The organism is Gracilibacillus sp. YIM 98692 (assembly GCF_010993965.1).
GTDB lineage: Bacteria > Bacillota > Bacilli > Bacillales > Amphibacillaceae > Gracilibacillus.
This window is the reverse complement of the sequence record NZ_WIXM01000009.1, coordinates 17,696-31,031: the sequence shown is the minus strand read 5'-3', so window position 1 is coordinate 31,031 and position 13,336 is coordinate 17,696. Positions and strand designations below refer to the sequence as shown.

Here is a 13,336-nt window from a genome sequence, read left to right as displayed (position 1 = left end):
ATATTTAAGTATTATTCTGTAAATTCTGGTATTTCAGCGGCTTCAGCGTTTTGTTCAATAGTAGCTTGAATTGATTCTGCGATTTCTTCAGGGTTAGTATCTCCAATTAACATTTGCTGTACGCTTGGCCCCCAACTTCCTGGATTTACAACCACTATCCCATCAAACATCTCTACTGGAGTATTATCTGCATATGTTTGCGCAATACTTTGGAATAGCTCATTAGAACTTTTAGTTCCACTCTCCAAAGCAAATGCAGGGGTTTTAAATCCTTTATTATTCTCTAAGAATATTTGTTGTCCTTCTTCTGTCATGAAATAGTCAATAAATTCTTTTGCTTTATTTTGCTGCTCACTTGTGTTTGCGACACCTAATGCATAGCCTGGTTTGTAGGCGTATACATCCTCTCCATCTGACGGGTATGCAAAGTGACCTAATTTATTTAATTCTTCATCTGAATATGAAGCGGCAAGTATATTCGTTATAAAGTCTGCTGTAAGAAACATCGCTGCCTCCCCTTCTGCTATTGCAGAAACTGCGTGTTCAAGTGAAGCAGAAAGAACATCAGAATTGATTAAATCTTTATTATACAACTCTTCTAGCATTTGGTGTGATTCAATAAAGTACTCTGCATCGGTGAATTTTGCTTTATTTTCATTTATATCCTCTATCAAACTCTCATTCTTTGCTACATCAACTGCGGTGGCTGCATATCCTAAAGATTCAAGTCCTACAGGAGTCTCTCCAGTAACATAGAATGGTACTTGATCACTCTCTGACTTAATTTTCTCTGCAATCGCAACCAATTCATCTAGAGTTTCTGGTGTTTCTATACCAAGTTCGTTGAATACTTCTTTGTTATAGAAAATACCTACTCCCATTCCTCCTCCCATCGGAGCGGCATAAATTTTACCATCAACTGAAAAAGGGGAAGTATCACTAAGTTTTTCTACCCATTTTTGTTCAGATAAATCTACTAAATTCTTTTCTGGTACAATATCGTTTTTAAATTTAGTACCAGGGTGATATAAAACTAAATCTGGCAAACTATTCGTTGCAGCCTTCGTTTTATACAATTGTTGATTTTGATCTCCGTCAGGTAACACTTGAATATCGATTTCCACACCAATTTGTTCTGCGATTTCTGTCATCCATCCATCAGCTGCTTCTGAATCTCCAGCAAACACAGCCGTAGTAAGTGTTACCTTTTCATCACTAGCTTCTTGGTTATCATCACTAGCTTGCGAGTCGATATTTTCTTGAGATGATTCACTACTACATGCACTGATGAATAAAATGATAACCACTAAAAACATAAATCCAAATATTTTTTTCTTCATACTAAATGCCTCCCTTAAAAATTTTATTAATATATCAACTTTCAGTATCAGAATAACAGTTTAGCAAGCGTTTACAAATAGAATATTGAACAATCTAACATGGATAATTGTTTTCTGAAAATCTCAATTATAAAAACCTTTTTATTTACTATTGAAGTATTTTCTTTTTGGCATGGATAAATGAATTTCATATTACATAAAAGACTGGGTAGTTATTATAGGATTTTAATACATAATAATCAGTTGCCTATCCAACTTAAGTTATAGCAATAGACATTCAAAAAATGAAAAACTCCAATCCTTTACTTCTCAAGGAATTGAAGTTTCTCACTTTGATCATACAGGGATTCTCCCCCTACTAAATTCAGTTTGTTAGTAATCATAGAAAGTTAGTTTCTGCAACAGGACTTATCTTATTCTTAGTATTCATATACCTTAATTCTATATGCTGATGGCATGTCTTTCAATTTAAACATCTTAGCTTCATCACCGTTTAATATACGTCTAGATTTCCATTTTCCATTTTGAATTTCTCCTTCTTCTAGTTTTAGAAATTCAACTTGTGTATTCCTTCCTGGTTTAGCATAAAATTTAATACCTATCATAGTTCCAATAATGATAAACTCATTTTCTGAAACCTCAAAAATCATCCCACCAGATGTTGGCTTATACGGTTGTTTTGGTGAATACGAAATAAGAATATCATATTTGTCAAAATGAAGTAGTTTACCAAAGTCATGCTCATTTCTCTTTACAAAACTTTGCAAATGACTAGAATTTCTATAGTCAAAGTATAACGGCTTGAAATTTTCAATAATGGAATAACTCTTCGCAAGATATGCTGCACTTCCTTCAATTTCAAATGCTGTCGGATCGATATTTAATGCTGTCATTAGCTCAAGTGGTGGCTTTTCAATGTCTTCCTCATTCTTCATAAGGTCCTCGATTCCGAATGGTGAGTAACAAATTGCGTTACACCCCCCAACCGCATATAGTGCATACGTAGCTGACACAGCATCTTTACGGACCTCCGGAATGAAAAGTGGATTGCCGTTCTGACTATATTCATCCATCACATCTGGTACATAAGGTACATAAATATCAGGAGCTAGACAAAATAAAGATGGAGTCATCAGCTTCCACATTCTATGCATCTTCATTACAGGACCGCCGCTTGGGTAGGTTCCAGCACTCCACGGATATTGTTCCAACCATGCATTTGCATAACAAGGCAGTGGATAAGCATCTTGACCTGCCTTAGTAATTTTTTCAACAGCGGATGAAAAATAATATGCCATAAAGTATTCGCTAGCATCACAAGCAAATGCTTCTTCCCAAGTTCCAGAAACACCGAATTCCTTAGCTACAGATTCAGGCACTTCACTCTGGAAAGCTTCATTTGCTTCTTGAGAATAATCCCGATCTGTTCCTAATAATCCAATTTCATTTTCAACCTGCATAACAATTACGGTGTTTTCTTCAGAATCCTTAGATTTAATAAAGTTCATTAAATTATAAAAGGCTTTTGCATCCCTTTTCACAGCATCTTCACACAAAGGTGATATTGTATTTAAAACTTCTCCGGTTGGTTTGCAGGCACGAAAGTAAGTTTTCGTATCTCTCTTCATCCACTCTGGAACATAAGATGATTCTGCATTTTTCCATAAACCAAACCACAGAAAAACAATATGCATGTTATTCTCACGTGCTTGATTTATTATTCCTTCGACGACAGAAAAATCAAACTGGTTCTCTTCAGGCTCAATTAATTCCCAATACACAGGAATAATAACAGAATTCATATTAAGTGTTTTTAATTTCGGCCATACTTTTTGCTCCATAAATTCCAGATTTGAAGCACTAGAATTATGGATCTCTCCAGCTAGCGCAATGAACGGTTCATTATGAACATATAATGTTGGTAAATTATTTTCATTTTTTATGTGAGGTATAGTTGACATAAAATATATCCCCTTCCAAAATAAGATTATATTAATATTTTATTAGATTGAGAAAACATAGTAAATCTAATAATATTAAACAATATATGAATATATTAAGAAGAAGCAGGGAGTGTTGTATAATGTTAAAAAAGGTTTTTTTTACAAAGTATAGTGATCAAAGTGTAAATCTTCCTTTTGTTTTATCTGCAGTAGGATTAAATCACAGTCAGGAATATATTAATAGACCTTCAGGGTTACCAGCTTTTCAATTAATTTATACTGTAAAAGGTAAAGGTGTACTTGAACTAGATGATAAACAGTTTATCGTAGAAAAAGGCAATGGAATTTTATTATTTCCAAATATCGGCCATCGATATTACCGAGTGAGTAATGAATGGAAGGTACATTTTTTACTTTTTTCAGGATACGGAATAAAAGATCTTTTTAAAAACATTGGAATTGAACAATCTAGCATTTATAAACTTAACAATACTGATAAAATAGAAAATCATATGGAAGAATTATTTGTTAATAATACTCAGGATAATTCAAACGAGATGTATGAATACTCTGGAAAACTTTATAACATCTTACTCGAATTTCTGAAATCCACAACAATACAGAATGCAAACTCTTTTCATAAGCAAAATAGTAAAGTCTATATGGTTATGGACTTTATTAATCAACATTATATGGATCCAATTGTTTTATCAGATTTAGCAGCGAAAGTCCATCTTTCAAAAGAATATCTATGCCAATTATTTAAAAGAGTAAATGGTTTTTCAATATTTGATTATATTACAGATGTTCGGCTGGCAAATGCACGAACTTTACTCATTCAAGATAGAAATGAGAAAATAAAAAATATTAGTAGATTATGCGGCTATGAAGATGTTAGCTATTTCGGAAAGGTATTCAAGAAGAAAATAGGTATTACTCCAGCAAAATTCAGAGAGTTACACTAGAGCTCTATAACTAGCCATTAATGGGACACTTCAAGTCTTTTTTTAGTCTATTTTCTCAAAGATTGTTGTTATTGTCGGAATTTATTATAAATTGAGGCGGAGATGCTTCCACAAATCAAATTGTTATAGTAACTGCTATCAATATACAAAAGCTTCAATCCCCTCCAAGAGGGAATTGAAGCTTCAACTATTATCATGCTATAGATCGACAATCATGTTATAAAGAACATGCTTATAAAGTGTAACTTCACTCAACGGGGTATTCTCTTACTACAATAGCTCAATCTTCTCCTTATCTAGTAAAGCTAACAAATTCATTAATTTCCTATTAGTGATTTGCCCCATTTTCAATTGTAGTTTTTTTCTGTTCGACATGGACAAATGATTGATTCGCATAATACATTAAACAGAAAGCATAGAGACTACCTCCAAAGATAAAAGCTACTGCAGGAAAATAGACCATTCCTAGATATAAGGTTATCGTCGCAGCTACCATCATAAATGTTGCTTTTGGATTAGCTAACATGTAAAAAAACGCGTTTTTAATATTATCAATGAGCTTTAATTCATACTGAACAAACACAGGAAAAACATACAGAACCGTTAGTAAATATATAACGGTTACCATTACCGTTACACCATTTACAATCATCCATATTCCCGAATTATTATGAAAAAGAAATCTTATGTCTATAATTAAGATCAACCCTATAAAGAGAATAATCATCCCCAATAGGTTACCTTTTATTAGTTCCTTTCGGTAATTTTTGATAAAAGTACTAATGATAGGCTGATCATCCTTACCTTTTACCCAATCCCGCACGATACTGAACATAGCTACTGTCGCAGGAAAAAAACCAAAGATTATGAGCCCAATTAATGAAAAAAACACCCATAAAACATTTAGGAAAGCAAGTCTGGATATCCACAAAGAGTACTTGTAAACGCCACTCATTAACCCATTCATTTGCAATTTCTCCCTTCGCTTAGATATATACAAAAATTGTAAGCGTATACAATTTTTGTACTATTTATTATCGACCAAGGTTTCTTTATAGACGCTAGGCGACACTCCTACATTGTGCTTAAAGCTTCTGCTGAAATAAAAGTGATCCGTATAACCAACCATTTGAGCCACTTCTTTTAAGAGCAATTTCGGGTTCTCTGCTATTAGCTCCTTGGCCTTCTCCATCCGCAATGATGTTAAGTACTCTACGAAAGACTGATTCATCTCTTTTCGAAACAGTCCGCATAATTGTGTTTTCGATATATTGAAGGTTGTGGTTAAAAATGTTAAAGTGATTGGTTCGTGTAAGTTGTTTTTCAAATATTTGTTGATATCATTAAATATTTGTTGATTATCTTTGCTTTCACCTTTTATTTGATTATAGAAGTGGTCATTCAATATTTGTAAATATGACTCCTGTATTTCTTCATATGACTCAGTAATGTAGACCATCTCTTCTACCGCTTTTTCAATGAGATATATGGAAGAATGGTTGATTCCTTCTAACTCTTCAAACAATCTCGTAATTTTTTTCAGATTTTGTTCAACTGTCATACATGTATACTCTTCTTTCTCCCAAAGTGAGAACAGACTAATAATTTCATTTTGAAGATAATCCCATTTTTGATTTTGAACTAAGACCTTCAGCTTGTTATAGGTAGAATCAGAAAAGATATCCTTACTTGTCCACTTTCGATGAACAGGCATTGATTCATCTATCACTTGAGATTTTCCAATCTTCAAATTATTGTATAAACGATTTCGAATTAGGGGTAAAGAATCTACTAAATTTTCAATTGTTTTATGAACCTCACCTTTTGCAACAGACACAATCACATTCTCAGAAAAATAATAAAATGTTTCAGATACAATCGAATTAACTTTATTTCTATCCGCCTTTCTTAAGGCAAGAATAATAACTATATTCCCTTGATTACTGTCACTTACCACCCAGACATGCTCTCTATTTATTAATAGGTCATTTATCTTTTTAATGAGCAGCTGTTCCGATGGCCGAGGAAATGGAAAGTCTACGGGATATGCTCCCTCAAAGCTTTTTACCTGAATCGGATAAAAGAAATGATACCGATCATTCAATAGACTTATTAGTTTTGGATCTAGCTCTACTTTTGGATTTTTCACTTTATAGGTTAATTGTTTTTCAGTCCAATGATACAATTTATTCGCGTGCTCATGAGTTAATTTTGATAGAATGTTAATGACTTCTTCATCATAGACTGGTTTTGTAAGGAAATCGACCACGTCTAACTTTATTGCTTCTTTTGCATAATCAAAGGTCGGATAACCACTTATAATGACCACATTAATGGTTGGCCATTTACTATGAACTTCCTTAGCTAAGTCAATACCATTCATATTAGTCATTTTAATATCAGTAAATATACAATCTGGCATTAACCCAGGTATGACTCGTAAAGCTTCTTCAGCACTATAAACACTAGTGATTTCTACAATTTCCCCATCAGCTTGGTTGGCAAATTCTTCGATAATTAACTTTAGCTCATCTATAAAGAATGGTTCATCATCCACTATTAGAATTTTCATTCACCAATTCCCTCCTTATGTCTATAGTCCGTTCTCTATTTAGCTATTTATCAGTTCTTAAGTCCAACTCCAATTAATACATAAGCTCCACCAGATGGATTGTTTCCATAATTAAAAATTACATTTTCTGAGTAAAACAAATCTAGCCGAATGAAGGTGCTTAAAATTCCCATGCCTCCAATAGATAGGTCATAATTATTAGTTGGGTTATTTTTATATTCTGCTATTTGGTCATCTAGCTTCTTCATTGACTCTGCACTGAACCCTGCCCCATCATCTTGAACAAGGACTTTCCATTTATTATTTTCCATTTCAGCATTTACTCTAATATTTATTGTCTGATTATTTGCCAATCCATGGGTGAGAGAGTTCTCAACAATCGGCTGAATAATCACTTTAGGTATAGGGATATGATTCATCTCATCTAGAATATTAATTTCAAACGAGATCCTGTCTTTATATCTTGTTTTCATTAAATCTAAATAGTTTTTGGTAAATTCTATCTCCTTCATCAAGTCAATTTGTCTATAATCCATTGATGTTGTGTATCTTAAAAAATTTGCTAGTTTCCTACTAACCTTTTCCACTTCACTATTATTACCTCGCTTTGAGAGGATGGTAATAACACCTATCATATTAAAGATAAAATGAGGATTAATTTGTGCTTGTAATAATTTGAGCTTTAATTGAGATTCTGACGTATGAAATTGCACTATTTTATTCAGTGAATGTTGGAGTCTTGTATTCATTAAATGAAAAGAATGATTTAATGAATCTATTTCATTTAATTGATGTTTATTTTCCAACTTAAAAGGCTTTTCCTCTAAGCTAATATGGTCAATAACACGAATTAAATTTCGTAAAGGGTTAGTCAATCGTTTAGCTGTGATATAAAAGACGGTGGATGCCAAGGTAATGATAATAAAAACAATAAAAATCATTAAATAGTTAAATTGATCAACCGGTGCATAGATTTTATTCTCTTCCATGGAATAAATGACATGAAATTTAGACTCTTTTGAATAAAGATAATGGTATAGGTAACCATCCATATTATTGGTTACACCAACAGATTCAGAATCTATTAAATCTTGAATATGATTAACTTGTTGCTCATTCAAATCCTGACCAGAGTGATAGATAGCATTGTTGACTTTCTCATCTCCATAAACAACAGTGATTTCACCACCATGCATTAGCGAAGTAGTAGATAAATCTGATCCATTAAATTGAACTTCTAAAAAGCCAACTTCCCTATTACTAATATGTAATTGCCGATTAAATATTAATACCGGTACATCACTTGTTTTAGACCATGGATCACGACTACTATATTGTACGGATACACCACCCTTTTTAGCTCTTGTTTCTTCAAGATAATCGATTTTCTTAAAAGGATTATTAGAAGTAGTTTTTGAGGATAAGTATAGTAAATCATTTGTATAAAGACTAATTCGAGTAACTGATTCAAAGAGTTCTGTATTAAGGGCTAGGCTGTTCATTATTGCATTGTATGTTATATAAGCTTGTTCACCTGGTTTGTTTTTCCATATCTCAAAATACTCTACAGGTGTAATGCCCTGTTGATCTTGATCTAAATAAAAATATTTAGAGATTTGTTCATACTGATTATAAAAAATATCTAGACGTGTCATAATATTTTCGGCAGTTGATCTTGTTTCATTATCCAATGTCTGTTTTAAATTATCTTTAATATACATATTTATCGGTATAGCAACCAAAGATGTAAGGGCCACCAAAATTACCGAATAAACAATAAATACTTTGATATGAAGCTGTCTATTTCGTAGTCGCTGCAGCATGTGCATTCTCCTAAGAAAGCTGGATGAATTAAAAAATGTTTTTTTAGAATGAATATATTATTACGATTGATTTAACATTATTGATCTAAATTATATCATTATTTAAAAAAATTAAAAAATGCAGTAAAATTCTAACTCTTTAATAGACTAGACAATCAATATGATAAAATATCATTTACTCTGTTCCAACATAGTCAAACCATTCGAATTCCACATTATTTTCACTTTCTTTACCATTGGAGCTTGCGTACACCCCAAGGAGAGTACCCATCATACCACCTATATTCGGTGGATTTATTTGTTTTCCATCTCCATTATCATATAGTGTGGTAAAGCGTTCACCTTCCTTAGCATAAAAAAAGCTATATTTATTTCCTACTGCTCTAACACCGAGTACCACATCATCGTAATCAATTTCTTCCTTAGCAAGTTCTACCTCCGTGTTTTGCTAGTAAAATTAGCATGAAAAGGATAGCCATTCAATTCACTAGTACACTGAATTAACCTAATGACCTCCTTCTCATTCTCCATGGAACGTTCCAAGCGAAGTTGGTGATTTAATGCTTGCATGATAACAAGTCCTGCCGTTTCATTTTCCTTTAATGCTCTAAAACGCATCAGACTTGAAATACTAAAATTAATGTGTACTTGCCTTCGCCCCACAAAGCTTAAGTTTGCTACCATTAAATCCTTTTTAGATAAACCTATTTTTTGTAGTTTCTGGCTAATAGAACGAGGTAATAAACTTAACGTTAATTTACTGTTTGAAATTGAATGGAATTTATCGTAATTCGTACCAAAAAATACCTATTCCATCCCTAACTTTTCTTCGTTAAAATCGTCTCTTGTAGTCATTGGTTGCAACACTGAAGTTGGTAAATCTGGTGCAGGATAGCTACGTTCTATTCTCCCCGTTCCTGGACTTATCACTGGCCAATGATCCTCCCAAGTGACAGGTGCAATAAATGTTTCTCTTCCAAGATTTTTGTGATGACCGTCTACTAAACGAGAACCTAGCATGACTGCATACCATTCGCCACTTTCTAATTCAACTAAATCAACATGACCAACATTACAAATAGGATAATCTTTACCAAAATGTCGGTGAGTCATAATAGGGTTTCCCTTGTGACTTTCAAAATACTCAAAAATGGATGTGCTTCTTGCTACGGTAACAGCATGAAAATGTTCAGTCCCGCCTTCTGCGATCACCAAATAATAATACCCATCTTTCTTATAAAGATGAGGCGCCTCAGGTGAAGCACAATTTTTCAAAGCGCCTCCCCATATAGTTTTCTTTTCTCCAATAAAACACATATTTTGCAGATCGAACTCACTTATCCATATGACTTGTTCTCCGCTCGCTTCTCTAGCTGTACCTGTATAGTACACCTTCCCATCATCGTCAAAAAACAAAGATGGATCAATACCGTCATCCTTTAACCAGTATGGGTCTGACCAAGGACCAGAAGGGTCAGTTGCAGTAACAATAAAGTTTTCTTTACTACTAAAATTGGATGTAATCACATAGAAAGTCCCCTTATTATAACGTAGGGTAGGAGCCATTATGCCAGCGACAATATTATCCGCTGTCACATGTAGCTGCGACTGTCGATCAAGCACATGCCCGATTTGCTTCCAATTTATTAAATCCTTACTATGAAAAATGGGTATTCCTGGAAACATAGAAAAACTAGAAGTAACTAGATAAAAATCATCCTCAACTCGACATATAGATGGATCTGGATTGAATCCTGGTAAGATTGGATTTTTCAATTGTTCTTGGTTCAAGCTAATTCATTCCTTTTATTTTCTATTAATCTATCAAAAACTTAATCACTTAGTTAATAAAAGTTCACTGCAGCTTTATTTTCAAAAAATACAGGGGCTTTACGTTCAGCCGATTCATAAAAACGATCGATAATATTCATCATGTATGCCCCATCTTCTGCTGGTGTGTATAACTCTTCATTATTAAAAATACAATTCGTAAAATGTTCGAACTCATTCTTTAGTGTGAGGTTAGGGTTTAAATTTGGGATAATGTCAATGCAGGTTTCCAAGTGTTCCGAAAACAGTTTTAACTCCCCATTAATATAACTAGCCCCACCTTTCGTACCAAGAATCTCCATAAAAGTTTCATCTTTCTCAATATTTGAAGCCCAACTAAATTCAAAGTTGATTGTTGCCCCATTCTGTAGCCCGATTAATCCAACAGCTGTATCCTCAACATTAAAGATGCCCTCGGGATCTCCTTTATAACCGTTTCTATTCCGAGTTGTCGTTTTAGCAAAATTTTGATAAGTCGAACCAGTTATATAAGATGGTTCTGGTAGCCCTAGTAGAAATAACGGTAGATCAAGAAAATGGACACCTAAATCAATCATAACACCGCCACCAGATAAAGCTTTATTCGTAAACCATGTACCTCTCCCTGGGATACCACTTCTTCGTTTCCAACCAGCTTTTGCTTGATAAATGTCTCCAAAAAATCCTTGATCTATATATTGTTTTAGTTTTACCATTTCATTTGTAAATCTATTGTTTAGCCCAATCATTACCTTTTTCCCAGATCTATTTTTAGCATCTACGATTCTTTGCGCCTCTTTTGCATTAATCGCTAATGGCTTTTCACAGTGAACATTAATTCCCTGTCTCAAAGCATAAACGGCAATATCTGCATGAAGATGATTTGGTGTACAAATACTTACAAAATCCAGTTTCTCTTGCTTCAACATCTCACGATAATCACTATACACACTGTCAATATTATATTTTTCAGCTACTTTAGTTGCATTCTCAAGATTAACATCACAAACAGCGACGAATTCTATGTTTCTTAGCTTTGTGTAATTGCTAACGTGCTTTTTCACTGCATTATTGCCAGCACCAATCAATCCATACTTTAATTTTTTATTACTCATTACTTTTCTCTCCCATCATTTGTTAATTAGCTTAACTAAACGTAATTAACCCCATTTCCTAGTGCAAAAAAATAGATATCTCTATCAATTTCATAAGGTTTACAAATACTAACAACATCCAAATCCTCTTGCTTCAACATCTCACGATAATCACTATACACACTGTCAATATTATATTTTTCAGCTACTTTAGTTGCATTCTCAAGATTAACATCACAAACAGCGACGAATTCTATGTTTCTTAGCTTTGTGTAATTGCTAACGTGCTTTTTTACTGCATTACTGCCAGCACCAATCAATCCATACTTTAATTTTTTATTACTCATTACTTTTCTCTCCCATCATTTGTTAATTAGTGCAAAAGTTAAATTAACTAAACGTAATTAACCCCATTTCCTAGTGCAAAAAATAGATATTTCTATCAATTTCATAAGGTTTACAAATACTAACAACATCCAAATCCTCTTGCTTCAACATCTCACGATAATTTCGATAAACTCTTTCAATGTTGTATTTTACCGCTAGTTTATTTGCTGCTTTGGATATTTCTATCACAAACAGAGACAAATTCGAAGTAATCAAGCTGCGAAAAATGGCTAACGTACTTTTTTTCTGCATTATCACCAGCACCAATCAATCCATATCTTAACTTTCTGTTAGCTATTTAATTGCTCCTTAAACCTTCATTTAAATAGTAATCCCTTCATATAATCAATTGTGTAATTTATTCCATGTTCTCCTAATTCGCCTGTCCATACGGGAGAATGCGGTTCAATACTTAATCCACCCGTGTAATTTTTCACTCTTAACATGGAAATAAATGTTTTCCAATCTGTTTGATCAAGTCCAGCCGGAGGGTCGTCAACTCGTTCACCACTTATGATCATCGAACCCTTCAAATGTACATGGTTAAAACGGTGCCCCCAATCCATCGTCTCTTGCAAATAATCTCCGCCAAAATATCTGCTATGGGATGGGTCAAACTTTATTCCTAACTCATCCAAATGTCCGTGCACCAATTTCCAAGCAACAGGATTATGGACAAAATTAACTTTGCGGCAATTATACGAAGATACGTTAACACCCTTAGGTTTTCCATAGGCAATTAATTTTGAAAAGAAATCAATTGCAGCGGCACAATTATCAAAGTAGGATAGTTCCTCTACATAATTACATCCACTGACAAAATTAGGACATTCTAATTCACTTGCAACATCAATTAACCGAAAACATTTTTCTAATTCTTCTTCGATTACTTTTCCTTTTTCATCTACGCGCAATGACTTCCATCGACCAATTGATTGCACATCGATTTCATATTCATTTTTGAAATTTAGTAAATCGTTGCGAGATTGATAAAACGCCTCTACATCGTTGCCTTCGTTTATACAAAACTCTAGAAAATCTAAACCCCTTTCTTTTGAACGTTTAAAACTGTCAACTGTTGGAGTAGATATGTTCCCTAGTTGCATTACTTTTCAACTCCTTTTATTTGTTAATAAGATTATATTTCATCATTTTTTTGCTAATAAGTTTATTTTAAGGAAATATTTGAAACAGTTCTTCTCAACAATTAACGAATTTAGTATTAAAATTTAATAAGAAATTGCATAGCTTTTTAAACAAAAAATAAAAAGGATAAAAATTAGGTGATAATTTTTATCCTTTTTATTTTTTGTTGGTTCAATTTCACATTTAAGACAAATATGAATATAATTATTCCAAAATATTAGAGAGTGTCTCTTTAACGAAGGGAGTGTATTATATTT

13 protein-coding genes are annotated in these 13,336 nt (G+C 33.2%); 1 reads left to right on the top strand and 12 read right to left on the bottom strand.

The genetic code is table 11. The features are described 5' to 3' along the window. Positions 1 to 11 precede the first annotated feature (11 nt). A complete protein-coding gene (locus GHD00_RS10245; RefSeq protein WP_163538069.1) occupies positions 12 to 1,340 on the bottom strand; it encodes an ABC transporter substrate-binding protein in 1,329 nt (442 codons plus the stop codon). Positions 1,341 to 1,759: 419 nt separating this feature from the next. Next, a complete protein-coding gene (locus GHD00_RS10240) occupies positions 1,760 to 3,301 on the bottom strand; it encodes a DUF5597 domain-containing protein (RefSeq protein ID WP_163538068.1) in 1,542 nt (513 codons plus the stop codon). Positions 3,302 to 3,423: 122 nt separating this feature from the next. On the opposite strand from GHD00_RS10240, the gene GHD00_RS10235 reads away from it, so the two are divergent. Further along, positions 3,424 to 4,248 (top strand): helix-turn-helix domain-containing protein, encoded by an 825-nt coding sequence (locus GHD00_RS10235; RefSeq protein WP_163538067.1) that lies wholly within the window; start codon positions 3,424 to 3,426, stop codon positions 4,246 to 4,248. A 328-nt stretch (positions 4,249 to 4,576) separates the two neighbouring features. Here GHD00_RS10235 and GHD00_RS10230 read toward each other — a convergent pair whose 3' ends face one another. The 10 genes from GHD00_RS10230 to GHD00_RS10195 form a co-directional block, all read right to left on the bottom strand. Next, positions 4,577 to 5,215 (bottom strand): YesL family protein, encoded by a 639-nt coding sequence (locus GHD00_RS10230; RefSeq protein WP_163538066.1) that lies wholly within the window; start codon positions 5,213 to 5,215, stop codon positions 4,577 to 4,579. A gap of 60 nt (positions 5,216 to 5,275) precedes the next feature. Next, the gene (locus tag GHD00_RS10225; RefSeq protein WP_163538065.1) at positions 5,276 to 6,820 is read right to left on the bottom strand and encodes a response regulator; all 1,545 of its coding nucleotides are present in this window, start codon (positions 6,818 to 6,820) and stop codon (positions 5,276 to 5,278) included. Positions 6,821 to 6,870: 50 nt separating this feature from the next. Next, positions 6,871 to 8,643 carry a sensor histidine kinase gene (locus GHD00_RS10220; protein WP_163538064.1) on the bottom strand — a complete coding sequence of 591 codons (1,773 nt, stop codon included), beginning with the start codon at positions 8,641 to 8,643 and terminating at the stop codon, positions 6,871 to 6,873. A 175-nt stretch (positions 8,644 to 8,818) separates the two neighbouring features. Continuing rightward, a complete protein-coding gene (locus tag GHD00_RS21265) occupies positions 8,819 to 9,043 on the bottom strand; it encodes a beta-xylosidase family glycoside hydrolase (protein ID WP_205600739.1) in 225 nt (74 codons plus the stop codon). 32 nt (positions 9,044 to 9,075) lie between these two features. After that, on the bottom strand, positions 9,076 to 9,372 hold the full coding sequence (locus GHD00_RS21260) for a beta-xylosidase family glycoside hydrolase (protein ID WP_276208265.1): 297 nt from the start codon (positions 9,370 to 9,372) through the stop codon (positions 9,076 to 9,078). Positions 9,373 to 9,450: 78 nt separating this feature from the next. Further along, positions 9,451 to 10,434 carry a glycoside hydrolase family 43 protein gene (locus GHD00_RS20910; RefSeq protein ID WP_205600738.1) on the bottom strand — a complete coding sequence of 328 codons (984 nt, stop codon included), beginning with the start codon at positions 10,432 to 10,434 and terminating at the stop codon, positions 9,451 to 9,453. A gap of 53 nt (positions 10,435 to 10,487) precedes the next feature. After that, positions 10,488 to 11,567 (bottom strand): Gfo/Idh/MocA family protein, encoded by a 1,080-nt coding sequence (locus GHD00_RS10210; RefSeq protein ID WP_163538063.1) that lies wholly within the window; start codon positions 11,565 to 11,567, stop codon positions 10,488 to 10,490. A gap of 35 nt (positions 11,568 to 11,602) precedes the next feature. Continuing rightward, positions 11,603 to 11,893 (bottom strand): Gfo/Idh/MocA family protein, encoded by a 291-nt coding sequence (locus GHD00_RS10205; RefSeq protein ID WP_163538062.1) that lies wholly within the window; start codon positions 11,891 to 11,893, stop codon positions 11,603 to 11,605. A gap of 70 nt (positions 11,894 to 11,963) precedes the next feature. Further along, positions 11,964 to 12,185 carry a hypothetical protein gene (locus tag GHD00_RS10200; protein WP_163538061.1) on the bottom strand — a complete coding sequence of 74 codons (222 nt, stop codon included), beginning with the start codon at positions 12,183 to 12,185 and terminating at the stop codon, positions 11,964 to 11,966. 65 nt (positions 12,186 to 12,250) lie between these two features. Beyond that, positions 12,251 to 13,039, bottom strand: a complete 789-nt coding sequence (locus GHD00_RS10195; protein ID WP_163538060.1) for a sugar phosphate isomerase/epimerase family protein — start codon at positions 13,037 to 13,039, stop codon at positions 12,251 to 12,253. Between the last annotated feature and the right edge of the window lie 297 nt (positions 13,040 to 13,336).